The organism is Inquilinus sp. YAF38, assembly GCF_052113205.1.
Taxonomy (GTDB): domain Bacteria; phylum Pseudomonadota; class Alphaproteobacteria; order DSM-16000; family Inquilinaceae; genus Inquilinus.
In genome coordinates this window covers 1-24,602 of the sequence record NZ_JBFRCU010000085.1, presented here as the reverse complement: position 1 = coordinate 24,602, position 24,602 = coordinate 1, and the positions used below count along the sequence as shown (strand labels likewise).

Below are 24,602 nucleotides of genomic sequence, written 5' to 3'. Positions count from 1 at the left end.
AAAACCAACAACAGGAGAGGCCTCTATGAATCGTATCGCCCTGCTCGCCGCCACGGCGGCCGTTGCCGCGCTCGCCGTCACCTCCGCCTCGGCCCAGACCGTGCCCGACCGGATCAAGCAGGCCGGCAAGATCATCATCGGCACCAACAACAACTACCCGCCGATCATCTTCAAGGACCCGGCGACCAACGAGCTGCAGGGCGTCGACATCGACCTCGGCAAGGCGATCGCCAAGCAGCTGGGCGTCGAGGCCGAGTTCCAGGAGATCGCCTTCGCCCAGATGCTGCCGTCGCTGCAGACCGGCCGCATCGACATGGTGATGGCGGGGATGAGCGACACGCCGGCGCGGCGCGAGACCGCCGATTTCGTCGACTACATGAAGTCCGGCGCGCAATTCTACACGATCACGGCGCTGGCCGATCAGATCAAGTCGACCGAGGACCTGTGCGGCAAGACGGTGGGCGCCAGCCGCTCGACCAACTGGCCGCAGCAGATCGGCGAGTGGAGCGACGCCAATTGCGTCGCCAAGGGCAAGCCGGCGATCACCGTGGTCGGCACCGAGGGCTCGGCCGACGCCCGCACCCAGCTGAAGACCCAGCGACTGCAGGCCGCGGCCCAGGGCAACGAGACGCTGCCCTACTTCCAGACGCTGGAGCCGAACACCTATGTGCCGATCGGCGCGGCCTTCACCGAATCCCTGGTCGGCATCCCAGTCCTGAAATCCGAGCCGCAGCTGCGTGACGCGGTCAAGGCCGCGGTCGAGAAGCTGCAGGCCGACCGCACCTACGACCAGATCCTGGCCAAATACGGCCTGCAGGCGAACAAGCTCCCCGTGGCGCTGAACCGGGGGATGTGAGGGGCAGGGCCGCCGCCGACAAAAAGACGACGTAGGTTGGGTTCGCTCTGCGAACCCAACACTCGTTCAGGCTGCATGGTGTTGGGTTCGCTTGCCGCGAACCCAACCTACGTCCGGATGACCCCTCCGCCCCCCTCAGTCCTCCAACCTGTGCACATCGTGGATGACGATGCCGGCGCCTTCGGGCGGCATTTCCATCCATTGCCGGCGCTTCAGCGTGCGCTTGGTGTCCTCGTAGCCGCTCTGCCAGTGCTCGCGCATCGAGGTGCCCGAGAATTCGTGGTCCTTGGCGTGGCCCTCATAGGCCTTCTGCTGGTAGATCAGGTGCAGGATGGTGATCTCCGGCAGATGCGCCAGCTCGTCGCGCAGCCGCCGCTCCTCGGCGGTCAGCGCCTCCTCCGGCGCCTTCGCCAGCGCCTGGGCCAGCCGGGTCTTCCACAGGTGCAGCCGCTTGTACAGGTCGGTGGTGTAGCGGGTGCGCGACGAATACATGATGTCCTTGTGCCGGGCCATGACGTCGTTCATGTCGCGCGGCAGCTGCCCGCGGGCGCTGAACAGATCGACCTGGAACACCAGCGTGTTCAGCCCGCCATCCTGGTCCAATAAGTGCTGCAAGGGCGTGTTCGAGACGATGCCACCGTCCCAGTAGTGGTCGGTGCCGATCTTGACCATCGGCAGGGCCGGGGGCAGGGCGCCGCTGGCCATGACATGATCGGGCCCGATCTCCTCCTCGGCGCTGTCGAAATAGGTGAAGTTGCCGGTCAGCACGTTGACCGCCCCGACCGCGAAGCGCACCGGGCCGGCGTTGATCCGCCCGAAATCCACCAGCTCGGCCAGGGTCTCGCGCAACGGCGCGGTGTCGTAGTGGCTGGTCGCGCTCTTGGCCCCGGCCAGGCCGGCCCAGGGGCTGGCGGCGTGGGGCGAGAAGAAGCCGGGCTGGCCCTGCACCATGGTCATCCAGGTGCTGGCGGTGTTGCGCATCTGCCGGAACAGGTCGCCATCCGGGGTGTAATGCCAGATCTTGCGCTCGGTGATCCGCTCCCAGAAGGCGCGCAGCCGCTCCAGCCGCAGCTCCGGCGGGTTGCCGGCGATGATGGCGGCGTTGATGGCGCCGATCGACACGCCCGAGACCCAGTCCGGCTCGATCCCCGCCTCGTGCAGCGCCTGGTACACCCCGGCCTGGTAGGCGCCCAGCGCGCCGCCGCCCTGCAGCACCAGGGCGACGCGGTCGCAGCGGTCCGGCCGCCAGCCGCGGGCGGTCACATCGGGCTGGGCAACGGGGCTCTTCGCATCCATGGCAACCGGTCTCCTGCTCGGGAGCCGGCACGATAGGCCGCGATGAATGACGGGCTGATGACGCCGCGGCGGTCCCGCTGCGATGTCACATCACTGTCGAAAGACTGTCGCCGGAGCGTCCGCGCTTGCTGTCTATGAACCGCCTCGGCCGGGTCGCGGCCGTTCGGTGAGAGGTGAGCTCATGCGCATCGAAGACGTCCTCCGGCTGCCGTCCATGCCCGCGGCGGGGCCCAGCTACCCGGCCGGGCCGTACCGCTTCGTCAACCGCGAATACATGATCATCACCTACGAGACCGACCCGCAGGTGATCCGCGACCAGCTGCCGGAGCCGCTCGAGCCGCTGGAGCGGCCGGTGGTGCATTACGAATGGATCCGGATGCCGGACAGCTCGGGCTTCGGCAGCTACACCGAATCCGGCATGGTCATCCCCTGCAAGTTCCGCGGCGAGGAGATGAGCTTCGTCGCCCAGATGTATCTCGAYGACGACCCGCCGATCGCCGCCGGCCGCGAGATCTGGGGCTTCCCGAAGAAATACGCCCATCCGAAGCTGCAGATCGTCAAGGACACGCTGACCGGCACCCTGTCCTATGCCGACCAGCTCGTGGCCATGGGCACCATGGGCTACAAGCATGAGAGCATGGCCGGCAACGGCGAGCGGACGATGGYGACGCTGTCGCGCACCCAGGTGAACCTGAAGCTGATCCCGGGCGTCGACGGCCGGGCGGAGGTGTGCCAACTGGTCGCCTACAACCTGACGGACATCACGCCGAAGGGGTCCTGGATCGGACCGGCGCGGCTGCACCTGGTGCCGCATGTCAACGCGCCGGTGGCCGACCTGCCGGTGCGCAAGGTGATCGGCGCCCACCACCTGATCGCCGACCTGACGCTGCCCTATGGCCGCGTGCTGTACGACTACAACCGGCCGGACTGATCGGCCGTCTCGCTCCGGCACGATCCGGCCCGTCATCCTGTTGTCATGGCATCCGTTTCGCGTTGGAGGATGCCATGAAGGACGCCCCCTGGTTCACCCGCTTCGCCAACCGGGTCTCGCAGCTCGCCGGCCACCCCGCCACCTTCGGCGTGGCGGCGGGCGCGATGGTGGTCTGGGCCATGATCGGACCGTTCGCCGGGTTCTCCGATGTCTGGCAGCTGACCGTGAACACCGGCACCACCATCGTCACCTTCCTGATGGTGTTCCTGATCCAGAACACCCAGAACCGGGACAGCGCGGCGGTGCAGATCAAGCTCGACGAGCTGATCCGGGCCACCGAGGTGGCGCGCAACACGATGCTCGACCTCGAGGAGCATTCCGAGGAGGACCTGCGGGAGCTCCGCAAGGAGTACTGCAAGCTCGCCGCCGAGGCCCGGGCCGAGCGCGACCGCAAGCGCGGAGTCCGTATGGAGACTTGATGCGGTGAGGGAGCAGCGTCGCGCTCCGACAGGCCCGCGATGACGCGACGGGCCGGTCAAGGATGACGATCATGCACGATACGGACACGTCCCGGACGGCCGCCCAGCCGAACCCGGCCGGGACGATCTGGCAACGCACCGACCCGGATTCCCGCCGCCGCATCGCCAGCTTCGGCCTGCGGCTCGGCATGGGGCTGGCCCTGCTCGGGGTGATCGCGCTGCCCGGCCGGCGCTCGCTCGCCGACATTCTGGCGCTGCTGCAGATGGTGATGTTCCTGTCGGCGATGTGGACGGCGCTGTTCGCCTGGGCCGCGCGCGAACCGCCGCAGCCCGGCCACCTGAACCTGTGGGACGAGGCCATGGCCTTCACCGCCCTGTTCCTGCTGGTCCGGATCCTGCGGACCGCGGTGCTGGGGGTGTAGCGGAGCGGGGCGACCTTTTCAGGTCCGCCTATTCCTCACCGTCATTGCGAGCGTAGCGAAGCAATCCATGGTGCCGCTCGTACGGGACGATGGATTGCTTCGTCGGCTTCGCCTCCTCGCAATGACGGCCTTGTCCTTGTGGCCTTACCGCGCCTCCGGCAGCCGCTCCCGTCCGTGCGGCGCAGTCAGGTCCAGCACCGGGCCCTTGGGCACGATGCCGGTCGGGTTGATGGTGTGGTGGCTCTCGTAATAGTGCCGCTTGATATGCGTCATCTCGATCGTCGCGGCCACGCCCGGCAGCTGCGCGATCTCGCGGGTGAAGCCCCACAGCGCCGGGTATTCGTGCAGCGGCCGCAGGTTGCACTTGAAATGGCCGTGATAGACCGGGTCGAAGCGCAGCAGCGTGGTGAACAGCCGGATGTCGGCCTCGGTCAGCCGGTCGCCGACCAGCCAGCGATGCGCCGACAGATGCGCCTCCAGCCGCTCCAGCGTCTCGAACAGCCGGGTCACGGCCTCTTCGTACGCCGCCTGCTCGGTGGCGAAGCCGGCCTTGTAGACGCCGTTGTTCACCCGGTCGTAGACCTCGGCGTTGATCGCGTCGATCTCCGGCAGCAGCGCGGCCGGCGATAGATCGACCGACCGGTCGGCGAATTCCTCGAACTCCGAGTTCAGCATCCGGATGATCTCGGCCGATTCGTTGTTCACGATGCTGCGGGTCTGCTTGTCCCACAGCACCGGCACCGTGACCCGCCCGGTATAGTCCGGCTTGGCCAGGGTGTAGATCTCGTGCAGCGCCGTCTTGCCGTTGACCCGGTCGCCGGTGGCGCCGGGCGAGCGGATGCCGGTGCGGATGTCGGCGAAGGTCCAGCCCTGGGCGCCCATGAACGGATCGACCGCGTCGACCGAGATCACGTCCTGCAGCCCCTTCAGCGCCCGCACGATCAGGGTGCGGTGTGCCCAGGGGCAGGCGTAGCAGACATAGAGGTGGTAGCGGCCGGCCTCGGCCTTGAAGCCCGAGCCGCCATCGGCCGTGACCTTGTCGCGGAAGGCGCTGTCCTGCCGCACGAAGCGCCCGCCGGTCGATTTGGTGTCGTACCACTGGTCGGCCCAGCGGCCCTCGATCAGCAGGCCCATCGCATCCTCCATCGGCCGCCGGGCAGGACCCGGCGGCGTCATCCTGCAAACACTCAGCCGGCGAGCTTCGATGCGATCTTGGTCACATGCGCGCCCTGGTAGCGGGCGGCGGCGAGCTCATTGGCGCTCGGCTGGCGCTGGCCCTGGCCGCCGGCGATGGTCGACGCGCCGTAGGGCGACCCGCCGGTGATCTCGTCCAGCGTCATCTGGCCCTGGAAGGAATAGGGCAGGCCGACCACCACCATGCCCTGATGCAGCAGCACGGTGTGGAAGTTCAGGATGGTCGATTCCTGGCCGCCATGCTGGGTCGCGCTCGAGGAGAAGACGCTGCCCACCTTGCCGATCAGGGCGCCCTTCATCCACAGGCCGCCGCCCTGGTCGAGGAAGTTCTTCATCTGCGCCGCCATCATGCCGAAGCGGGTCGGCACGCCGAAGATCACGGCGTCGTAATCGGCCAGCTCGTCGATCGTGGCGACCGGCGCCGCCTGGTCGAGCTTGAAGTGGTTGGCGCGGGCGGCCTCTTCCGGCACCAGCTCCGGCACGCGCTTGATGGTGGGCTCGCCGCCCGCCTCGCGCACACCCTCGGCCACCGCCGTGGCCATGGTCTCGATATGGCCGTAGGAGCTGTAGTAGAGGACCAGGACCTTCGTCATCGCGTGGATTCCCTTCGGGCTGGCAGCCTGTGCTGCGGCTGCAACATAGCCCTCGGGACGGGGCGGGAGAACTGCCGATCCGGCACAGGATTGTTTCCTGGCGGGCGACGATCGCCYCGCCGGCCCTATACCGCCTGGGCCGCCACCTCCGTCACCCGACGCCGCGCCGTCGCCGCCAGCAGGACGAGTGCGATCGCCGCGGACAGAGCGCCGATCCAGCCGAGGGCGGCTACTCCGCCCCAGCCCAGCGTCGCCGACCCCAGCGCCGAGCCGAAGGCGATGCCGGCATAGAGCGCCGAGGCGTTGAGCGACGCCGCGATCATCCCGACCTCAGGCGCCAGGCGGATCAGGCGGGTGGTCTGCGCCGGGTGGAAGGCCCAGCCGGCGATGCTCCAGACCAGCATCAGCGGCGCCACCGCGAACAGCGCCTGACCGCTCGGCAGGGCGGTGGCGGCGCCCAGTCCGACCAGGGACAGAGTCAGGAAGACCAGGGCGCCGAGCTGCAGCCGCACCGGGCCGATCCTGTCGGTCAACTGGCCGCCGACGGCATTGCCGATCGCGGAGCCGATGCCGAACAGGAACAGCACTGCGCTGACCCCGTCCGGGCCGATCCCGGCCGTTTGCTCCAGATAGGGCGCGATGAAGGTGTAGAGGACGAACGCGGCGGCGATCCAGAAGAAGGTCACGGTCAGCGCCTGCAGCACCGCCGGCCGGCGGGCCACGGCGAGGCGCTCGGCCAGCGTCGAGGCGCCGAGCGGCAGCTTCACCGGCAGGCCGAAGCGCAAGCCCGCCACCCCGGCCAGGCCGAGGATTGCGACGATGACGAAGGTGGCGCGCCAGTCGGCATGGTTGCCGATCCAGGCGCCCAACGGCACGCCCAGCGCGGTGGCGATGGTCATGCCGCTGGTCACGGCGGCGATCGCCCGGCCGCGCCGCTCGGGCGGCACCAGCGAGGCCGCCACGGCATAGGCGGTCGGCATGAACAGCCCGGCGCTCAGCGCCAGCAGCACCCGGGCGGCGACCAGCTGCCACAGGCTGCCGGCCAGCGCCGCCAGCAGGTTCGAGACGGTGAAGGCCAGCAGCGCCATGACCAGCAGCCGGCGCCGGTCGAGGCCGCCGCACAGCGCTGACAGGATCGGCGAGCCGACCGCGTAGGCGAGGGCGAAGATGGTGATCAGCTGCCCGGCACCGGCGACCGAGCTGTGGAAATCCGCGGCGATCGCGGGCAGCAGCCCGGCGATCATCAGGCCTTCGGTGCCGATGGCGAAAGCACCGATCGCGAGCCAGACCAGGGAGGCGGGCATGGGCTGTCGTCCGATGTTCAATGATTGTTGAACATATCGCGGTCCACGGGCCGGCCGTCAAGCGGCTTGTTCAAAATTCGTTGAACATTGAAACAGGGCGGCCGATCGATTAGATCTGGCGGCATGCCTCCGCCCTATCATCCCGATCGCGACCAGCTCGACCTCGTCACCATCCTGGCCGCGCTCAGCGACCCGACCCGGCTGGGCATCGTGGCCACGCTGGCCGAGGTGGGCGAGGTCTCCTGCAGCAGCTTCGGCGACGCCGCCACCAAGACCGCGCTGTCCTACCACTACGCCAAGCTGCGCGAGGCCGGCGTGACCCGGACGCGGATCGAAGGCACGCAGCGCTTCATCTCGCTGCGGCGCGACGATCTGGACGAGAAATTCCCCGGGCTGCTCGACTCCGTCGTGACAAATGCGCGCAGGACGAAGCCCTCGGATCCGGCGTCTTAGCCGCGAATCCGCTGTATTCCGGTTACGAAACGGTAACTTCGTGTCACCGCCCTTGACCGTTATGGTGCCCGCACCGAAAAGGCTCGGGAACGCAGCGGGTCCCCGCGTGTTTCGAGCCCAACAATCCAGCAATCCCCAGTCGATGACAGTCGGCGTCATCCGAGTCAGCCCATGCGGACATTCTCAGTCGTCACCACCTGCCACGCTGCCGGCTATGCCGAATACGGCAGCCGCATGATCGAGACTTTCGATCGGCACTGGCCGGACGAGATCCCCCTGATCCTGTATCGCGAGAACTTCGTGCCCAAGGTGCGCAGCGACCGGATCGTGGTGCGCGACCTGGTCAAAAGCTGCCCCGACCTGATGGCGTTCAAGCGCCGCCATGCCGACAATCCGCTGGCCCATGGCCAGACCCAGCGCTACCGCTTCAAGCTGTCGCGCAACCCGTACAAGAACCGGATCAAGCTGGGCGAGCGCAACTGGGGCGCCGGCTTCCGCTGGGACGCGGTGCGCTTCGCCCACAAGGCCTTCGCCATCTTCCACGCCGCCAAAACCTGCGACAGCGACGTGCTGATCTGGGTGGATGCCGACAGCCTGTTCTTCGCCGCGCCGACGCGGGCGGAGCTGGAGGGTTTCGTGCCGCCGGACCGCTTCGTCGGCTGCCTGCAGCGGCCGACCTACACCGAATGCGGCTTCATCGCCTACAACCTGCGCCACCCGGCGACCCAGGAGATGCTGGCGGCGTTCGAGCGGCTGTACACCGAGGACGGGCTGTTCCGGGAATACGAGTTCCACGACGCCTATCTGTTCGACGTGGTCCGCCGCCAGATCGAGCAGGCCGGCCACCGGTCGCACGACATCGCCGAGGGCATCGGCGCCCGGGCCAAGCACGTGCTGATCAACTCGCGCCTCGGCCGCTTCATGGACCACGTCAAGGGCGGCCGCAAGGACGCCGGCCACAGCGGGCGCAACGACCTGGTGGTCGACCGCCGCGAAGCCTACTGGGCCAATTCCGCCTGAGGGCAGGCCAGGTCATCCTGATCGTACCAGGGCCACGAGGTTTTGCCTCTCCCGCTTGCGGGAGAGGTCGGAGACGCGAAGCGGCTCCGGGTGAGGGTTCTTTGTCGAGGCCCGGCCAGCTCACCCGGTCGTCCTGCGGACGCCCGACCTCTCCCGCCAGGCGGGAGAGGCAAAGTGAAGGCGCTCGACATCGTGTGAGCCCTCATTCCGCTTTAAGGGTCTGACACGGGCGCCGCCCGGCCGGCGCGGACCACCGCGCACAACGTCGCCGCCGCGGCCAGGGCGACGGCCGCCAGCCCGGCGGACAGCCACAAAGCCGCGGCCTCGCCCAGCTGCTCGATCACCGCGGCATAGACGATCGGCGCCGCGGCCGAGCACAGGAAGCCCGGCACCAGCAGCCTGCCGGCAACGGCGCCGTAGCGGCCCGGGTCGAACAGCACCAGGGGCAGCGTGCCGCGGGTGATGGTCAGCAGGCCGTTGCCGGCGCCGTACAGGAAGGCGAAGACGATCGCCGCCGCCGCGATCTGCCCGCTCCACAGCCCCACCACGAAGCACGGCGGCAGCACGGCCGCCGCCGCAAGGGTCAGCGCCGGCGGCGACAGCCCGCCGCCGAACAGCACCTCCGCCAGCCGGGCGCCGGACTGGCCGATGCCGCGCAAAGTCGCGATCCACACCGCGACCGGCGCCGCCAGGCCGAGGCCCGCCAGGATGCCGATCATATGCGCCGACATGCCGGCGTTCAGGATATTGGTCAGGGTCACGATCAGGGCGTAGAGGCCGCCGGCGATCCAATGCTCCCGCCGGATTTCGGCCGGGGGCGCCGCCACGGTCGGCCGCGCGTGCTGGCCGGCGCGGCCGGCGGGCAGGGCCAGATGCAGCGGGATGGTCAGCAGCGCGAAGCCGGCATAGGCGAAGACCGCGCCGCGCCAGCCGAAGGCGGCGGCCAGCTGCTCGCCGATCGGCCAGAAGGCTGTGGAGGCCAGGCCGCCGAGCAGCGTGATCTGCGCCATCGGCTTGCGCGCCTCCGCCCCGCCGATCCGGGCCAGCGCGGCGAAGGCGGCGTCGTACAAGGTGCAGCGCATCGCCAGGCCCAGCACCAGCCAGGCGGCGTAGTAGGAGACCGGGTCCCGGGCCAAGGCGAGGCCGATGCAGCCGAGCGCCGACAGCACCGATCCCGCCGTCATCACGAAGCGGCCGCCGCGCCGGTCGATCAGCCGCCCGACCCAGGCCGAGGACAGCCCCATCACCAGCAGCGCGGCGGAGAAGCCGCCATGCACCAGCGTATGGCTCCAGCCGGTCTCGGCGATGATCCGCGGCCCGAAGCCGCCGATCAGGTAGTAGGTGGTGCCCCAGCTGACCAGCTGGCCGAGGCCGAGGCCGAGGACGGTGCCGCGCCGGATCAAGCGTCGCGGCCTGGCCAGGGCAGGGCGGTGTCGCCGGGGCCGAGCGCCCGCTGCATCAGCACGGTGTCGACCCAGCGCCCGAGCTTGAAGCCGGTCGACTGCAGCAGGCCGGCCCGGCGGAAGCCGAAGGCCTCGTGCAGCGCGATCGAGCCGGCATTGCCGCTGTCGCCGATCACCGCCACCATCTGCCGCCAGGGACCGGCCTCGCAGCGCTCGATCAGCGTTCCCAGCAGCGCCCGGCCGATGCCGCGGCGGGCCAGGCCGTCGGCGACATAGACCGAATCCTCGATGGAGTGGCGATAGGCCGGGCGCGGCCGGTAGGCGCCGGCATAGGCATAGCCGACCAGCCTGCCGTCGATCTCCGCGGCCAGATAGGGCAGGCCCTGGGCCAGCACCGCCGCTCGCCGCGCCGCCAGCTCCGCCGTCTCCGGCGGCACCTCCTCGAAGCTGGCGAAGCCGTGCAGCACGTGGCGGGTATAGATCGCCTGGACGGCCGGCAGGTCCGCCTCCGCCGCGTCGCGGATGGTGATCGGGGAGGCGAGGGGATGGTCGGGCATCATGGTCTCGTGGTCAGGATTCGGGCGGTCAGGATCGGCGCGGCCGCGCAGCGCCTCGCCGCGGCGGACGCCGAGATCGGCCAGACACCGGTCGTCCAGCCCGCGCAGCAGCGCCAGCTGGCGCCGGCGGGACTGCGACGAGACAGCGAACCAATGCAGCATCTCGGACAATACAGGGCAAGGCATCGGGCAAGGCCGTGGTGGGAACAGGGCGAGATTGCGCTTTCGGAACGGATAAGAGAAATTTGGATATCCAATGCAGAGCATAAGGAATTCTTTGTATGCGCGGCCTCAGCCTCGACCAGCTGCGGACCTTCGCCGAGGTGATCCGGGCCAGCAGCTTCTCCGGCGCCGCGGCCCGGCTGAACCTGACACAGCCGGCGGTCAGCCTGCAGATCCGGCAGCTTGAGACCCGGCTCGGCATCCGGCTGGTCGAGCGGGTCGGGCGGCGGGCGACGCCGACCGCGGCGGGGCGGGACCTGCTGGTCCATGCCGGGCGGATCGAGGCCGAGGTCGCCGCGGCGGTCGAGGCGATGGCGGAACATGCCGGCGGCGCGGCCGGGCGGGTCCGGCTCGGCACCGGCTCGACCGCCTGCATCTACCTGCTGCCGCCGGTGCTGCGGGCGCTGCGCCGCCGCCTGCCGTCGCTCGAGATCGTGGTCTCGACCGGCAACACCGCCGGCATCCTGCGCCTCTTGGAGGAGAACGCGCTCGACCTTGGCCTGGTCACCCTGCCGGCGCCGGGCCGCGCCTTCGCCGTGACGCCGCTGATGGAGGAGGAGTTCGTCGCCGTCGCCCCGGCCGAGGCCGACGACCTGCCGGCGGCGGTGACCCCGGCCTCGCTGGCCGGCCGGCCGGTTGTGGCTTACGAGCCGGGCGGCCACACCCGGCGGATCGTCGACGACTGGTTCGCCCGCGCCGGGATCAGCCTGAAGCCGGTGATGGAGCTGGGCAGCGTCGAGGCAATAAAAGAGCTGGTCGGCGCCGGCCTCGGCTGCGCCATCCTGCCCTCGATGGCGGTCCAGCAGGCGCCGGGCCTGGCCGTCCATCCGCTGTCGCCGCGGCTGCACCGCCGGCTCGGCCTGGTGCTGCGCCGCGACAAGCCGCTGGCCCGCGGCCTGCGTGAGACCATCGCGGCACTGAAGCAGGCGGCGGCGGAGCGCGCCTGAGGCCGGCCCGACGGAACCCAACGGCCGTTTCGGCTGTCCTGTCGATGAATGACGCGGGAGAGAGGCATGTTCATCATCCTCGGCGGCACCGGCCAAGTCGGCTCGGCCGCGGCGCAGGCGCTCCTCGACCGCAGGCAGCCGGTCACCATCGTCACCCGCCGCGCCGCCCAGGCCGAGAGCTGGGAACGGCGCGGCGCCGGAGCGGCGGTCGCGGATGTCCACGATGTCGACCGCCTGCGGGCCGTGTTCCGCCGGGGGAAGCGCGCCTTCCTGCTCAACCCGCCGGCAGATGTCTCGACCGACACGGATGCCGAGGAGCGCGAGACGGTGCGCTGCATCCTCGCGGCGCTCGACGGCTCCGGGCTGGAGAAGGTGGTGGCCGAATCGGCCTATGGCGCGCAGCCGGGCGAGCGTGTCGGCGACCTCACCGTGCTGTACAGGCTCGAGCAGGGGCTGAAGGCGCAGCCGATCCCGGCCACGATCCAGCGCGCCGGCTACTACATGAGCAACTGGGCGCCGTCGCTGGCGGCGGTGCGCGAGAGCGGAACCCTGCCGAGCATGCTGCCGGCCGGGCTCAGGATCCCGATGGTCGCGCCGGAGGATCTCGGCAAGGCGGCGGCGCGATGGCTGGTCGAGCCGGTGGAGCGGACCGGCCTCCACTACGTCGAGGGGCCGGTGCCGTATTCCGCCGCCGACGTGGCCGCCGCCTTCGCCGCGGCGCTCGGCCGCCCGGTCGAGGTCAAGGAGGTCCCGCGCGAGGAATGGGAGCAGACCTTCCGCGATATCGGCTTCTCCGAGCCGGCCGCGCGATCCTATGCCCGCATGATTGCGGCCAGCGTCGATGGCGGCTTCGAGAGGCCGGACCAGCCGGTGCGCGGGTCGGTGACGCTGCGGGACTACATCGGCGCCCTGGTGGCGCAGGAGCGCCGGTAGGCTCGTTGCATCCGGTCGCAGCGGCGGCGCATTGACCCCGCGCTTCGCCTCGTAGACCTTGCCGGTCATGGACATGCCCGGCGCCATGATCGTCTTTGCCCAGGTCGTCGACAGCCGCAGCTTCTCGGCCGCGGCGGTGCGGCTCGGCCTGTCGAAATCGGCGGTCAGCAAGCAGATCGCGAAGCTGGAGGACCGGCTCGGCGCCCGGCTGCTGAACCGCACCACCCGCACCCTCAGCCCGACCGATGCCGGGCAGGATTTCTACGAGCGCTGCCTGCGCGTCGTGCGCGAGGTGGAGGAGGCGGAGCGGGCGATCAGCCATCTCTCGGCCGAGCCGCGCGGCCTGCTGCGGCTGAGCGCGCCGGCCAGCTTCGGCCGGGAATACCTGGCGCCGCTGGTGCCGGAGATGCTGGCGCGCTGGCCCGAGCTGCGGATCGAGGCGCTGTTCGAGGACCGCTTCGTCGACGTCGTGGCCGAGGGCTTCGACCTGGTGATCCGGATCACCCGGCTGCAGGATTCCAGCCTGGTCGCCCGTCGCATCGCCTCGTGCCGGCGGGTGGTCTGCGCCGCGCCGTCCTATCTCGAACGCCATGGCGTGCCGCGGAGTCCGGCCGACCTCACCCGGCACGACTGCATCCTCTACAGCTACGCCACCGACCAGAACGAGTGGGAGTTCCTCGGCCCGGACGGGCGGCTGGAGACGGTGCGGGTCGACGGCAGGCTGCGCGCCAACAATGCCGAGGTGACATTGGCGACGCTGCTGGCCGGCGCCGGGCTGGCCCTGTCACCGGACTTCATCGTCGGCCCGGACATCGCCGCCGGGCGGCTGGTGCCGCTGCTGACCGACTACGAGAACCCGTTCGGCGCGATCTACGCCGTCTGGCCGCACAACCGCAACCTGGCGCCCAAGGTGCGGGCGGTGGTGGATTTCCTGGTCGAACGCTTCGCCGCCGAACCGATCTGGGAGCGGCGGCCGGGGCGCTGAGAGCCGCCAGATCCCGCTCCATCCCCTTGTCGTCATTCCCGCGAAAGCGGGAATCTCTTTCCGGCCTAAGCGTGACGAGATCCCCGCTTTCGCGGGGATGACGGATTGGGGGGCTGACAAGGTCTTTCTAACCCGCCCCGCTGTCGGCGTTGTGAGTCTGGCTGCGCAGCGGCCGGTGCTCGACCCGTAGGTAGACCAGAAGGCTGAGGGCGAAGACCGCCGCCACCGCCGCGAACAGCACGGCGAAGGCGCGGGCGACGTCGACGCGCTCGGCCTCGCTCAGCGGCCGGCGCACCAGTTCTTCCAGCCCCGAGACCGAGGCGACCGACGGGCTCCAGGCCACGATCAGCCCCAGCACCAGCGCCGATCCGGCGGCCACCAGGATGGCGCCGCCGAGGGCGCGGGAGAAGCCGACGGCGCCGGTCACCGCGCCGAGGTCGCGCAGCGCCGCGGCGTTCTGCGACGCCACCATGCTGGCCGGGAAGATCGGGCCGACGCCGAATCCGACGATCATCAGGAGGCCGGAGGCGACCAGCGGCGTGGCATGCGTCGCTACCGCCGCCAGCGTCAGCGCCGCCACGATCGCCACCGGCAGCCCGAGCATCGGCGGCCGGCGATAGGTGCCGGTGCGGGTGATGGAACGGCCGCACAGCGAGGCGGTGATGGTGGTCGACACCATCAGCGGGATCATCAGCAACCCGACCTCGCCGCTGTCGGCCTGCAGCGCCACCTGCAGATAGGTCGGCGCCAGCACCGCCAGCACCAGATAGCCGCCGAAGGCGAGGAAGACGGACAGCAGCACCGGCCCGACCACGGCGTCGCCGAGGAAGCGCGGCGGCAGGATCGGCTCCGCCACCCGGCTCTGGCGGCGGAAGAACAGCCAGCCGCCGAGCACGGCCACCGCCACCGCCGTGACCACCGGCAATGACGCCCAGGGGAAGGCCGTGCCGCCCCAGGACAGGCCCAGCAGCAGCGCCGTGGTGCCGAGGGTGAGGAGGCCGATCGAGATGAAATCGATCTTTGCCTTGACCCGCGGCACCGGCAGCTTGCGCAGCGCCCGGTCGACGATCACGAGCGCTAGCAGGCCCAGCGGCAGGTTGATCCAGAAGATCCAGGGCCAGCCGACATACTGGGTCAGGGCGCCGCCCAGAGTCGGGCCGATCAGGGCGGAGCCGGCCCAGACCGTGGCGAAATAGGCGGCGTAGCGGCCCCGCTCACGTGGCGCCACCACATCGGCGATCACGGTCTGCGCCAGGGTCAGCAGGCCGCCGCCGCCCAGCCCCTGCAGGGCGCGCGACGCGATCAGCATGGTCATCGAGGTCGACAGGGCGCACAGCGCCGAGGCGGCCAGGAACAGGATCAGGCAGCCCAGCAGCATCAGCCGGCGGCCGTACAGGTCGCTGAGCTTGCCGAGGATCGGCGTGGCGCAGGTCGAGGTCAGCAGATAGGCGGTGACGACCCAGGAGATCAGCTCGAAATCGCCCAGCTCGCGCCCGATCGAGGGCAGGGCGGTGGCGACGATGGTCTGGTCCAGCGCCGACAGGAACAGCGCCAGCAGGGCGCCGAGCACGATGGTGTGGACCTCGGACTGGGTCAGATTCATGTTTGCGCTTCCTCCCGCCCCGCGCGAGTCGGGGCATCCCATCCTAGCGGCTCGCGCAAGCGTGGAGGGCGGCGAAGGACCGGGAGCAGCGTTGCGGGGCGGCATGGCGATGCCGGATGCCGGTCAGCGGCCTGCCCAGCTTTCCACACTCCCCCTCCCCTTGCGGGAGGGGGGAAGGGGGAGGGGTGTGCGCGCGTCCGCGCGCGAAGGTCCTGGATGGAAAGTCGGATCAGAGACCGCCTGCCGTCGGTGTGGGTTGCGAGAACCCCTCCCCCTACCCCCTCCCGCAAGGGGAGGGGGAGAATTCATGGGACGCCGACTTGACTCTCGGGCCTCACCCCGCCGCGTCCTTCAGCGGCAGCGTCACGGTCTGGACCAGGCCGCCCTCGGGCCGGTTGGCGATCTCGATGCGGCCGCCGGTGCGGTCGACGATCTCCTTGGCGATGGCGAGGCCGAGGCCGGCGCCCGGCACGGTCTGGCGCCGCGCCGGGTCGACCCGGAAGAACGGCTCGAACACCCGGGCCAGCAGGTCCGGCGGGATGCCGGGGCCGCGGTCGGTGATGGTGATGCGGGCCTCGCCTTCGCCCTCGCCCCGGGTCGCGTCCAGCGCCACCTCCGCCCCCCTGCCATGGGTGGCGGCGTTGATCACCAGGTTGCGCAGCGCCCGCTTCAGCGCCAGCGGCCCGGCCTTGACCGAGGCCGGCTCGGCCCGCAGCAGCGTCACCGGCAGGCCCTGCTCGGCCAGCTCGGTGCTGACGGTCTCGACCAGCCGGTCCAGCCGCAGCGGCTCGGCGTCGTCGCCCTCGACCTCCTCACGCACCAGCCGGATGGCGCTGTCGGCGATGCGGTCGAGCTCGTCGAGGTCCTTCAGCCAGGCCTCGCGCTCCTCCTCCGGCAGGAACTCGGCGCGCAGCCGCATCCGGGTCATCGGCGTGCGCAAATCGTGCCCGGCGGCGGCCACCAGCCGCATCCGGCTTTCCATCGCCGCGCGCAGCCGGGCCGACAGGCGGTTCAGCGTCCGCGCCGTGGTCTTCATCTCGGCCGAGCCGGTCTCCGCCAGCTCGGGCAGGGTGCCGTCCGGCCCGATCCGGGCGATGGTGCCCTCCAGCAGGGCCAGGGGCCGGATCACCCGGTCGGCGGCGACGGCGGCGATGCCGATCGCCCCCAGCACCAGCAGCAGCATCCAGCCGGCGAAGGCCGTCGGCACGCCCTGCGGGATCGGCAGGTCGGGCATCGGCAGCCACAGCCAGCGGGCCGGGTCGATCTGCACCGACAGGACCGATTGCTCGTCCCGGCTTGGCCGGGTCACCATCACCCGCAGGTCGGGGCCGGTGGCGCGCATCGCGTCCTGCAGCAGCCCGCCCCCGCGCAGATCCGGCGCGCCGGGCGCCGGGGTCGGACGCACCTCGAAATCGGCGGCCCGCCCAGGGGTGTCGACCGGCCCGATGCCGTTCTCGACCAGGTCGGCGATCAGCCGGATCTGGCGGGCGAAGGGCTCGACGGTACGGGCGGGCGAGGGCTCGCGCAGCAGCAGCAGGGCGACGAAGCTGGCGATGCCGACCACGGCGATGATGGACACCGCCAGCAGCAGGATAATGCGGGCGCGCAGCGTGTTCACGCCGACGCTCCCATCGGCTCGACCGCGACGGCGAGCTGGTAGCCGCCGTTGCGCACCGTCTTGAACAGCTGGAACCGGCCGCCGTCGCCCAGCTTGCGGCGCAGCCGGCTGACCAGCACGTCGATCGACCGGTCCAGCGGCTCCGCCTCGCGGCCCTGGGTCAGGTCCAGCAGCTGGTCGCGCGAGAGGATCCGGCCCGGCCGCTCCAGGAAGGCCAGCAGCAGCTCGAACTCGGCGCCGGTCAGGATCACCTCCTCGCCGCTGTCGTCGAGGATGCGCCGGGTGGCGGGGTCGGCGATGAAGCTGGCGAAGCGGTAGCGGCCGAGCGGCGGCGCCTCGTCCGGCACGGCCGCCCCGGCCCGGCGCAGCACGGCGCGGATCCGCGCCACCAGCTCGCGCGGGTTGAACGGCTTGCCGAGATAGTCGTCGGCGCCGATCTCCAGCCCGATGATGCGGTCGACATCCTCCTTCAGCGCGGTCAGCAGGATCACCGGCAGATGCGGCTTGCGCCGGCTCAGCTCGCGGCAGATCTCGAGGCCGGAGCCGTCGGGCAGCATCACGTCCAGCACCAGCAGGTCGATCCGGCCCGCGGCCAGCCGCTCCTCGCATTCGCGCCGGTCGGCGGCCAGGGTGACCCGGAAGTTCTGGCCGTCGAGATAGCGGCCGAGCAGACGACGGATCTCGGGATCGTCGTCGACGACCAGGATATGGGGAGAATTCTGCATCGATCGTGAAGTCGCCAAAGCTGTTGCCATGATCTTTACGGGGCCGGACGCGACGGGCGATGGATTTTCTGCAACGGAATATTGCCGGCGGCCGGGTGGCAATGTTGAGACATCATTTTCCTCTGCCGGTCCACATTCGGCAACGGGGCGACGAAAGGCAGCAACACGGCGCTCCTAGCTTCGCCTCGTCCACAGCAACCAGGAGCGAGGCACTCGATGAAATCCACTGTCGCCATCATCGGTGTTGCGACGGCCGGTGTCATCGGTCTCACCCTCGGCACGGTGATGAGCCCGGGCGGCACCGCCCTGGCCGACCCGGTCAACGTTCCCGTCAACGCCAACACGACCCACGCCGCCACGTCGTATGCGATGCCGTGGGGCCCCGGCGGTCTGGGCGGTCCCGGCGGACCGGACGGGCCCGGTCCGGACCGGCCGGGCATCTGGCGGCCCGACTTCAAGCTGAAGCTGGCCCGCGACCTCGCCGGTCTCGAGACCCTGATCGGCATCCGCGCCGACCAGCTCGACGCCTGGCGCGACTACACCAGCGCCCTCCTGGCCGTGGCGGAGCCGCCGCGGCGGCCCATGCCGCCGACAGATGGCAAGGGGCCGGAGGCCTTCGCCCCGGCCGAGCGTCTGGCAGATGCCGCGATCGCCCGGGCCGACGCGGCGGAGACGCTGAAATCGGCGATCGCCACCCTGCGCGACAGGCTGTCGCCGGAGCAGATCGCCCTGCTGCAGCAGGCGGAGCGGCCCATCGGGCCGCCGCCTCCCTTCCCTGGTCCCGGTCCGCAGGATCAGCGCTTCGGCCCCGCGGCCGAGCGTCCGGTGCCCCACGCCGGCTGACGGACCGGTCGGGCCGGCCCGGTGTTCCCCCCACGCAACCGGGCCGGCCCGATGGTTTCTGCCTCTTCCCGACACCGATCGGTCATCGTGAGATCACATCTTCTGCGGGGCACCGCGTCGCTGCCCTCACTAACCATAATCGCCCTGATCCTGGCGGGCTGTGCGGTCGGCCCCGATTTCCAGCGTCCGGCCGCGCCGGGCGTCGGCCAGTACACGCCCGGCACTCCGCTGGCGCAGACCGCCTCGGCCGCCGTGCCGGGCGGCGTGTCGCAGCGCATCCAGACCGGCCGGGACATCCCGGGCGACTGGTGGCGCGTGTTCCGGTCCGAGCCCCTGAACCGGCTGGTGGCCGAGGCGCTGAAGGCCAATCCCGACATCCAGTCGGCCCAGGCGGCGCTGCGCCAGGCGCAGGAGAATGTCGCGGCCGGGCAGGGCGACCTGTTCCCGACGGTCAGCGGCTCCAGCTCCGCCACGCGGGAGCAGAGCAACAGCACGGTGTCGACCACCGCCGGGTCGCGCACCGTCACCTCGGTCTACAACGTCACCGGCGCCTCGGTCGACGTGTCCTACGACCTCGACGTGTTCGGCGGCACAAGGCGCAACATCGAATCGCTGCAGGCCACGGCCGATTACGAGCGTTACCAGCTCGAGGCCAGCTACCTGACGATCAGCAGCAACGTGGTGACGGCGGCGATCCAGGAGGCCTCACTGCGGGCCCAGATCGCGGCCACCGAGGACATCATCAAGGCCGAGCGTGCCTTCCTTGGCATCCTGCAGCAGCAATTCGCGCTCGGCGGCATCTCGCAGGCCGATGTGGCGTCGCAGCAGGCCACCGTGGCACAGGACGAGGCGCTGCTGCCGCCGCTGCAGAAGCAGCTGGCGCAGCAGCGCAACCAGCTCGCCGTCTATCTCGGCCGCTTCCCCAGCGAGATCTCCGGCGATGATTTCGAGCTCGCCGGGCTGACCCTGCCGGCCGACCTGCCGCTCAGCCTGCCGTCCAAGCTGGTCGAGCAGCGGCCGGACATCCGGTCGTCCGAGGCGCAGCTCGGGGCGGCCAGCGCCAAAATCGGCGTCGCCATCGCCAACATGCTGCCGCAGATCACGCTCAGCGCCAGCTATGGCAGCAGCGCCAACAGCTTCGGCAACCTGTTCTCGCCCGGCACCATCGCCTGGTCCCTGGCCGGGCAGGTGGTGCAGACGATCTTCGACGGCGGCTCGCTGCTGCACGACAAGCGCGCGGCCGAGGCCGGCTTCGACCAGGCGGCGGCGCAGTACCGCAGCACCGTCCTGTCCTCGTTCCAGGACGTCGCCGACACGCTGCACGCGATCCAGTACGACGCCGACACGCTGAAGGCGCAACTGGCGGCGGAGCAGGCGGCCCAGCGCAGCCTGACCATCGCCCGCAGCCAGTTCCAGGCCGGCGCCACCACCTACACCACCGTGCTGACCGCGCAGACCGCCCTGCTGAACGCCCGCATCAGCCGGATCCAGGCCCAGGCCCTGCGACTCAGCGACACCGCGGCGCTGTACCAGGCGCTCGGCGGCGGCTGGTGGAACCGCACCGACATCCCCGCCGGCAAGAAGCAGCCGACCCCCAGCCTGCCCGAGTGACGGACACAGACATGGCCAAGAGCAGAACGGCTTCGCTGATCATCCGCATGGGGGTCATGCTGATCGTGATCGGCGTGATCCTGGGCGGCATCTTCGGCTTCCAGGCCTTCAAGAGCCAGATGATCGCCCAGGCGATCGCGGCCCGCAGCAACCCGGCCCAGACGGTGTCGACCACCACCGCGACCACGTCGGACTGGCAGGAGCGGCTGGAGGCGGTGGGCAGCTTCCGCGCGGTCAACGGCGCCGCCCTGTCCTCCGAGGTGGCGGGCATCGTCGAGGCGATCGGCTTCCAGGACGGCCAGGACGTCGCCGCCGGCACGCCGCTGCTGCAGCTGCGCGCCGAGGAGGACCTGGCGACGCTGAAGCAGTATCAGGCGGCCGCCGACAACGCCCAGGTCACCTATGACCGCGACCTGCGCCAGCTCAAGGCCCAGGGCGTCAGCCAGGCCACGGTCGACAGCGACCTCGCCACGCTGAAGCAGGCGCAGGCCCAGGTGGCGGCGCAGCAGGCGCTGATCGACAAGAAGTCGGTCAAGGCGCCCTTCGCCGGCCGGCTCGGCGTGCGCGAGGTCGATCTCGGCCAATATCTCGCCGCCGGCACCACCATCGTCACCCTGCAGTCGCTGGATCCGATCCTGTTCGACTTCACCCTGCCGCAGCAGGCCCTGGCCAAGCTCGAGGTCGGGCAGCCGGTGGCGGCGACGGTCGACGGCTATCCGGGGCAGAGCTTCGACGGCAAGATCACCGCGATCAGCCCGCTGGTCGACAGCACCACCCGCAGCCTGACGGTGCGGGCCAGCTTCGCCAACCCGGACCACCTGCTGCTGCCCGGCATGTACGGCAAGGCCGCGGTCGCGGTCGGCGCACCGCAGCGCTACGTCACCCTGCCGGCGACGGCGATCGTGTCCAACCCCTATGGCGACATCGCCTATGTCGTGGCCGGGCAGGGGACGGCCCAGACCGTGARGCAGATCTTCGTCACCACCGCCGGCAGCCGTGGCGACCAGATCGCGGTGGCGAAGGGCGTGGCGGAGGGCGACACCGTCGTCACCTCCGGTCAGTTGAAGCTGCAGAACGGCTCGCCGGTCACGATCAACAACGCGGTGACGCCGCCGAACGACCCGGCCGCGGCCCCGGCGGATCCGAGCTGAGGCCATGAACATCACCGACATCTTCATCCGCCGGCCGGTGCTGGCGCTGGTGGTCAGCCTGCTGATCGTCGTGCTCGGCTACCAGTCCTACGCCTCGCTGGCGGTGCGCCAATATCCGAAGACCGAGAACGCGGTCGTCACCGTCGCCACCACCTATTCCGGCGCCGACCCGGACGTGATCGCCGGCTTCATCACCACGCCGCTGGAGAACGCCATCGCCCAGGCGAACGGCATCGACTACATGACGTCGTCCTCGACCAGCGGCGTCTCCAGCATCACCGTCAACCTGCGGCTGAACTACAATTCCGACGCCGCGGTCACCGAGATCAACACCAAGGTCAGCTCGGTGCTGAACCAGCTGCCCTCGGGGGCGCAGCAGCCGACCATCACCCTGTCGGTCGGCCAGACCATCGACGCCATGTATATCGGCTTCTATTCCGACGTCCTGGCGGCGAACCAGATCACCGACTATCTGACCCGCGTGGTGCAGCCGAAGCTGCAGGCGGTGCAAGGGGTGCAGACGGCGGAGCTGCTGGGCCCCAAGGTGTTCGCGCTGCGCGTCTGGCTCGACCCCGACAAGCTCGCCGGCTACGGCCTGACCGCCACCGATGTCTTCACCGCGCTCGGCAACAACAATTCGATCTCGGGCATCGGCACCACCAAGGGCAACGCCACCCAGGTCACCCTGACCGCCTCGACCGACCTGCACGATGTCGAGGAGTTCCGCAACCTGGTGGTCAAGCAGTCGGACGGCGCCGTGATCCGGCTGAAGGATCTCGGCCAGGTCGTGCTCGGCTCGCAGGATTACGAGAGCCGGTCCACGGTCGACGGCCGCACCGGCATCATGATGGGCATCCAGGTGGCGCCGACCGCCAACCTGCTCGACGTCGTCGCCGGGGTGAAGGCGGCGATGCCGGGGATCGCGGCGCAGCTGCCCAGCGGGCTGTACACCACCGTGATCTACGATTCCAGTGCTTTCGTCACCTCGTCGATCGAGGAGGTCGTGACCAGCCTGGTCGAGGCGCTGGTGATCGTGGTGCTGGTGGTGTTCCTGTTCCTGGGCTCGCCGCGCTCAGTCTTCATCCCGGTGGTGGCGATCCCGCTGTCGCTGGTCGGCACCTTCGCGATGATGCTGGCCTTCGGCTTCTCCATCAACCTGCTGACCCTGCTGGCCCTGGTGCTGGCGATCGGCCTGGTGGTCGACGACGCCATCATCGTGGTCGAGAACGTCAACCGCCATATCGAGGAGGGGGCGAAGCCGCTGCAGGCCGCGCTCGACGCGGCGCGCGAGCTGGTCGGGCCGATCATCGCCATGACCGTGGTGCTGGTGGCCGTGTATGTCCCGATCGGCTTCCAGGGCGGGCTGACCGGCGCGCTGTTCACCGAATTCGCCTTCACCCTGGTCGGCGCCGTCGCCGTGTCGATGGTGGTGGCGCTGACGCTGACGCCGATGATGTGCGCCCATGTCCTGAAGCCGCACCTGGCCGACCGCAGCGGCTGGGAGGAGCGGCTGACGGATTTCATCGACCGCGGCTTCGAGCGCATCCGCCGGCCCTATCAGCGCCTGCTGCACGGCAGCCTGAACACCGTGCCAGTGACCATGGTGTTCGCCGCCATCGTGCTGGGCAGCATCTACTTCCTCTATGCCGACGCGCAGACCGAGCTGGCGCCGAACGAGGACCAGGGCGCCCTCCTGGTCTCCACCACCAACCCGCCGCAGGCGACCTTGGCGCTGAAGGCCTCGAACTCCGACCAGGTGGCGGCGGCGATGCGGGCCTATCCGGAGACCGACCACACTCTCGGCATCGACAGCAGCGGCACCTCGATCGCGGTCCAGGTGCTGAAGCCCTGGGACCAGCGCGAGCGCACCGCCGGTACGGTGCAGACCCTGCTGCAGGAGGACATCGGCAAGATCGCGGCGGCCCAGAGCGTGGCCTTCCAGCCGGCGCCGCTGCCGGGCAGCAACGGCCTGCCGATCCAGTTCGCGATCGGCACCACCGGCAGCTTCAAGGAGCTGAACGACGTCGCCACCGCCTTCCAGCAGGCGGCGCAGAAGACCGGACTGTTCGTGTTCCTGACCCGCGACCTGCAGGTCGACAAGCCGCAGGCCGAGATCGTCATCGACCGCGACAAGGCGGCCGCGCTGGGCCTGACCATGAGCGATGTCGGAACCGCCATGGCCACCATCCTCGGCGGCGGCTACGTCAACTACTTCAGCATCGACGGCCGCTCCTACCAGGTGATCCCGCAGGTGCAGCAGCGCTCGCGCCTCAACACCGACCAGGTGCTGAACTATCCGGTCACCGCGGTGAACGGCACCCAGGTCCCGCTGTCCTCGATCGCGACGATCAAGACCGAGGCGGCGCCGCGCTCGATCTCGCATTTCCAGCAGCTCAACTCGGCCACCATCTCCGGCGTGCCGGCGCCGGGCATCTCCACCGGCCAGGCGCTGGCGCAGCTCAAGTCGCTGGCCGACCAGACGCTGCCGCCGGGCTACACGGTCGATTACGGCGGCCAGTCGCGCCAGACGGTGCAGGAATCGAGCGGCCTGGTGCAGATGTTCGCGCTGGCGCTGATCATCATCTTCCTGGCGCTGGCGGCCCAGTTCAACAGCTTCCGCGACCCGCTGATCATCCTGGTGTCGGTGCCGATGTCGATCGCCGGCGCGCTGGCCTTCATCAGCGTCGGAATCGGCGGCGCCACCATGAACATCTACACCCAGGTCGGCTTGGTCACGCTGATGGGGCTGATCAGCAAGCACGGCATCCTGATCGTCGAGGTCGCCAACAGCCTGCAGCAGGCCGGCAAGACCAGGCGCGAGGCGATCGAAGGCGCCGCCTCGATCCGCCTCCGCCCGATCCTGATGACCACGGGCGCGATGGTGCTGGGCGTGCTGCCGCTGATCCTGGCGACCGGCGCCGGCGCGGTGTCGCGCTTCAACATGGGGCTGGTGATCGCCAGCGGCCTGACCATCGGCACGATCTTCACCCTGTTCGTGGTGCCCGCCGTCTACATGATCCTCGCCGCCGATCATCATGCCGAGCGGGCGGGGGAGGCTGAGCCGACGCCCCATCCGACGAAGGCGTAGGCACTCCTCGCGCGCAGGGGCTTCTGAGAACACCCATCCCCGCCGTCATTGCGAGGAGGCGAAGCCGACGAAGCAATCCAGGGGCCGATGCGAGCGGCCTCTGGATTGCTTCGCTGCGCGTAACTGCCCAGGAGGACCTTGACCTCTTGACCGATCTGGGAGGTTTGTGAGTCAAGGAAGGATGACGCCGCCACCCCCATCGTTGTCCGAGGAAGGTCTTCTGGCCCTAATTGGCGAGTTGCAGGCGCGCAACCGGATGCTGGAGCAGCAGAACGCAGTGCTGACGGCGCGGGTTGCCGAGTTGGAACGTCGGCTTGGGCTGGATAGCAGCAATAGCAGCAAGCCGCCGTCGAGCGATGGGCCGGGCA

23 protein-coding genes are annotated in these 24,602 nt (G+C 70.0%); 14 read left to right on the top strand and 9 right to left on the bottom strand.

The genetic code is table 11. From position 1 onward, the window contains the following. Positions 1 to 25 precede the first annotated feature (25 nt). On the top strand, positions 26 to 856 hold the full coding sequence (locus tag AB4Z01_RS28535; RefSeq protein WP_441699433.1) for an ABC transporter substrate-binding protein: 831 nt from the start codon (positions 26 to 28) through the stop codon (positions 854 to 856). A 135-nt stretch (positions 857 to 991) separates the two neighbouring features. On the opposite strand, the gene AB4Z01_RS28530 is transcribed toward AB4Z01_RS28535, so the two are convergent. Further along, positions 992 to 2,152 (bottom strand): patatin-like phospholipase family protein, encoded by a 1,161-nt coding sequence (locus AB4Z01_RS28530; RefSeq protein WP_441699431.1) that lies wholly within the window; start codon positions 2,150 to 2,152, stop codon positions 992 to 994. A gap of 181 nt (positions 2,153 to 2,333) precedes the next feature. On the opposite strand from AB4Z01_RS28530, the gene AB4Z01_RS28525 reads away from it, so the two are divergent. The 3 genes from AB4Z01_RS28525 to AB4Z01_RS28515 all read left to right on the top strand — a co-directional run bounded on the left by AB4Z01_RS28525 (position 2,334) and on the right by AB4Z01_RS28515 (position 3,984). After that, the gene (locus tag AB4Z01_RS28525; RefSeq protein WP_441699430.1) at positions 2,334 to 3,083 is read left to right on the top strand and encodes an acetoacetate decarboxylase; all 750 of its coding nucleotides are present in this window, start codon (positions 2,334 to 2,336) and stop codon (positions 3,081 to 3,083) included. A 74-nt stretch (positions 3,084 to 3,157) separates the two neighbouring features. Then, positions 3,158 to 3,562 carry a low affinity iron permease family protein gene (locus AB4Z01_RS28520; protein WP_441699429.1) on the top strand — a complete coding sequence of 135 codons (405 nt, stop codon included), beginning with the start codon at positions 3,158 to 3,160 and terminating at the stop codon, positions 3,560 to 3,562. A 71-nt stretch (positions 3,563 to 3,633) separates the two neighbouring features. Beyond that, complete coding sequence (locus tag AB4Z01_RS28515; RefSeq protein ID WP_441699427.1) at positions 3,634 to 3,984, top strand: hypothetical protein; 351 nt, start codon at positions 3,634 to 3,636, stop codon at positions 3,982 to 3,984. Positions 3,985 to 4,128: 144 nt separating this feature from the next. Here AB4Z01_RS28515 and AB4Z01_RS28510 read toward each other — a convergent pair whose 3' ends face one another. From AB4Z01_RS28510 to AB4Z01_RS28500, 3 genes are all read right to left on the bottom strand, one after another. Then, a complete protein-coding gene (locus AB4Z01_RS28510; protein ID WP_441699425.1) occupies positions 4,129 to 5,118 on the bottom strand; it encodes a glutathione S-transferase family protein in 990 nt (329 codons plus the stop codon). A gap of 53 nt (positions 5,119 to 5,171) precedes the next feature. Further along, complete coding sequence (gene wrbA / locus AB4Z01_RS28505; protein WP_441699423.1) at positions 5,172 to 5,771, bottom strand: NAD(P)H:quinone oxidoreductase; 600 nt, start codon at positions 5,769 to 5,771, stop codon at positions 5,172 to 5,174. Between the two features lie 125 nt (positions 5,772 to 5,896). Then, entirely contained in the window at positions 5,897 to 7,075 is a 1,179-nt protein-coding gene (locus tag AB4Z01_RS28500; protein WP_441699422.1) for an MFS transporter, read from the bottom strand. A 123-nt stretch (positions 7,076 to 7,198) separates the two neighbouring features. On the opposite strand from AB4Z01_RS28500, the gene AB4Z01_RS28495 reads away from it, so the two are divergent. Then, positions 7,199 to 7,528, top strand: coding sequence for an ArsR/SmtB family transcription factor (locus AB4Z01_RS28495; RefSeq protein WP_441699420.1), 330 nt, complete (start codon positions 7,199 to 7,201; stop codon positions 7,526 to 7,528). Between the two features lie 171 nt (positions 7,529 to 7,699). After that, positions 7,700 to 8,548, top strand: a complete 849-nt coding sequence (locus AB4Z01_RS28490) for a hypothetical protein (RefSeq protein ID WP_441699418.1) — start codon at positions 7,700 to 7,702, stop codon at positions 8,546 to 8,548. A 212-nt stretch (positions 8,549 to 8,760) separates the two neighbouring features. Here AB4Z01_RS28490 and AB4Z01_RS28485 read toward each other — a convergent pair whose 3' ends face one another. Continuing rightward, entirely contained in the window at positions 8,761 to 9,951 is a 1,191-nt protein-coding gene (locus AB4Z01_RS28485; RefSeq protein ID WP_441699416.1) for an MFS transporter, read from the bottom strand. Next, positions 9,948 to 10,670, bottom strand: coding sequence for a GNAT family N-acetyltransferase (locus AB4Z01_RS28480; RefSeq protein ID WP_441699415.1), 723 nt, complete (start codon positions 10,668 to 10,670; stop codon positions 9,948 to 9,950). Before AB4Z01_RS28480 ends, AB4Z01_RS28485 begins: the two co-directional genes overlap by 4 nt. Positions 10,671 to 10,789: 119 nt before the next feature. On the opposite strand from AB4Z01_RS28480, the gene AB4Z01_RS28475 reads away from it, so the two are divergent. The 3 genes from AB4Z01_RS28475 to AB4Z01_RS28465 all read left to right on the top strand — a co-directional run bounded on the left by AB4Z01_RS28475 (position 10,790) and on the right by AB4Z01_RS28465 (position 13,595). Beyond that, positions 10,790 to 11,677, top strand: a complete 888-nt coding sequence (locus AB4Z01_RS28475; protein ID WP_441699414.1) for a LysR family transcriptional regulator — start codon at positions 10,790 to 10,792, stop codon at positions 11,675 to 11,677. A 66-nt stretch (positions 11,678 to 11,743) separates the two neighbouring features. Next, a complete protein-coding gene (locus AB4Z01_RS28470) occupies positions 11,744 to 12,610 on the top strand; it encodes an NmrA family NAD(P)-binding protein (RefSeq protein WP_441699412.1) in 867 nt (288 codons plus the stop codon). A 67-nt stretch (positions 12,611 to 12,677) separates the two neighbouring features. Beyond that, entirely contained in the window at positions 12,678 to 13,595 is a 918-nt protein-coding gene (locus tag AB4Z01_RS28465; RefSeq protein ID WP_441699411.1) for a LysR family transcriptional regulator, read from the top strand. A gap of 127 nt (positions 13,596 to 13,722) precedes the next feature. On the opposite strand, the gene AB4Z01_RS28460 is transcribed toward AB4Z01_RS28465, so the two are convergent. The 3 genes from AB4Z01_RS28460 to AB4Z01_RS28450 all read right to left on the bottom strand — a co-directional run bounded on the left by AB4Z01_RS28460 (position 13,723) and on the right by AB4Z01_RS28450 (position 17,541). Next, complete coding sequence (locus tag AB4Z01_RS28460) at positions 13,723 to 15,198, bottom strand: MDR family MFS transporter (protein ID WP_441699410.1); 1,476 nt, start codon at positions 15,196 to 15,198, stop codon at positions 13,723 to 13,725. Positions 15,199 to 15,532: 334 nt separating this feature from the next. After that, positions 15,533 to 16,816 (bottom strand): ATP-binding protein, encoded by a 1,284-nt coding sequence (locus AB4Z01_RS28455; protein WP_441699409.1) that lies wholly within the window; start codon positions 16,814 to 16,816, stop codon positions 15,533 to 15,535. Beyond that, positions 16,813 to 17,541: a response regulator gene (locus tag AB4Z01_RS28450; RefSeq protein ID WP_441699408.1), complete on the bottom strand. Its 729-nt coding sequence runs from the start codon at positions 17,539 to 17,541 to the stop codon at positions 16,813 to 16,815. The genes AB4Z01_RS28455 and AB4Z01_RS28450 overlap by 4 nt, the downstream gene beginning before the upstream one ends. A gap of 216 nt (positions 17,542 to 17,757) precedes the next feature. Here AB4Z01_RS28450 and AB4Z01_RS28445 point away from each other — a divergent pair, with 216 nt between their 5' ends. The 5 genes from AB4Z01_RS28445 to AB4Z01_RS28425 form a co-directional block, all read left to right on the top strand. After that, entirely contained in the window at positions 17,758 to 18,384 is a 627-nt protein-coding gene (locus tag AB4Z01_RS28445; protein WP_441699406.1) for a hypothetical protein, read from the top strand. Positions 18,385 to 18,471: 87 nt separating this feature from the next. Beyond that, positions 18,472 to 19,995: an efflux transporter outer membrane subunit gene (locus tag AB4Z01_RS28440; protein WP_441699405.1), complete on the top strand. Its 1,524-nt coding sequence runs from the start codon at positions 18,472 to 18,474 to the stop codon at positions 19,993 to 19,995. Between the two features lie 11 nt (positions 19,996 to 20,006). Continuing rightward, the gene (locus tag AB4Z01_RS28435; RefSeq protein WP_441699403.1) at positions 20,007 to 21,146 is read left to right on the top strand and encodes an efflux RND transporter periplasmic adaptor subunit; all 1,140 of its coding nucleotides are present in this window, start codon (positions 20,007 to 20,009) and stop codon (positions 21,144 to 21,146) included. A 4-nt stretch (positions 21,147 to 21,150) separates the two neighbouring features. Beyond that, a complete protein-coding gene (locus AB4Z01_RS28430; RefSeq protein ID WP_441699401.1) occupies positions 21,151 to 24,234 on the top strand; it encodes an efflux RND transporter permease subunit in 3,084 nt (1,027 codons plus the stop codon). A 181-nt stretch (positions 24,235 to 24,415) separates the two neighbouring features. Further along, a partial coding sequence (locus AB4Z01_RS28425; RefSeq protein ID WP_441699399.1) for a DUF6444 domain-containing protein occupies positions 24,416 to 24,602 on the top strand: 187 nt, incomplete at its 3' end.

Coding starts and splice junctions, on each gene's coding strand:
- AB4Z01_RS28535 (WP_441699433.1), top strand. CDS start 26: ATGAATCGTATCGCCCTGCTCGCCGCCACGGCGGCCGTTGCCGCGCTC.
- AB4Z01_RS28530 (WP_441699431.1), bottom strand. CDS start 2,152: ATGGATGCGAAGAGCCCCGTTGCCCAGCCCGATGTGACCGCCCGCGGC.
- AB4Z01_RS28520 (WP_441699429.1), top strand. CDS start 3,158: ATGAAGGACGCCCCCTGGTTCACCCGCTTCGCCAACCGGGTCTCGCAG.
- AB4Z01_RS28515 (WP_441699427.1), top strand. CDS start 3,634: ATGCACGATACGGACACGTCCCGGACGGCCGCCCAGCCGAACCCGGCC.
- AB4Z01_RS28510 (WP_441699425.1), bottom strand. CDS start 5,118: ATGGGCCTGCTGATCGAGGGCCGCTGGGCCGACCAGTGGTACGACACC.
- wrbA (WP_441699423.1), bottom strand. CDS start 5,771: ATGACGAAGGTCCTGGTCCTCTACTACAGCTCCTACGGCCATATCGAG.
- AB4Z01_RS28500 (WP_441699422.1), bottom strand. CDS start 7,075: ATGCCCGCCTCCCTGGTCTGGCTCGCGATCGGTGCTTTCGCCATCGGC.
- AB4Z01_RS28495 (WP_441699420.1), top strand. CDS start 7,199: ATGCCTCCGCCCTATCATCCCGATCGCGACCAGCTCGACCTCGTCACC.
- AB4Z01_RS28490 (WP_441699418.1), top strand. CDS start 7,700: ATGCGGACATTCTCAGTCGTCACCACCTGCCACGCTGCCGGCTATGCC.
- AB4Z01_RS28480 (WP_441699415.1), bottom strand. CDS start 10,670: ATGCTGCATTGGTTCGCTGTCTCGTCGCAGTCCCGCCGGCGCCAGCTG.
- AB4Z01_RS28475 (WP_441699414.1), top strand. CDS start 10,790: ATGCGCGGCCTCAGCCTCGACCAGCTGCGGACCTTCGCCGAGGTGATC.
- AB4Z01_RS28470 (WP_441699412.1), top strand. CDS start 11,744: ATGTTCATCATCCTCGGCGGCACCGGCCAAGTCGGCTCGGCCGCGGCG.
- AB4Z01_RS28465 (WP_441699411.1), top strand. CDS start 12,678: ATGGACATGCCCGGCGCCATGATCGTCTTTGCCCAGGTCGTCGACAGC.
- AB4Z01_RS28460 (WP_441699410.1), bottom strand. CDS start 15,198: ATGAATCTGACCCAGTCCGAGGTCCACACCATCGTGCTCGGCGCCCTG.
- AB4Z01_RS28450 (WP_441699408.1), bottom strand. CDS start 17,541: ATGCAGAATTCTCCCCATATCCTGGTCGTCGACGACGATCCCGAGATC.
- AB4Z01_RS28445 (WP_441699406.1), top strand. CDS start 17,758: ATGAAATCCACTGTCGCCATCATCGGTGTTGCGACGGCCGGTGTCATC.
- AB4Z01_RS28430 (WP_441699401.1), top strand. CDS start 21,151: ATGAACATCACCGACATCTTCATCCGCCGGCCGGTGCTGGCGCTGGTG.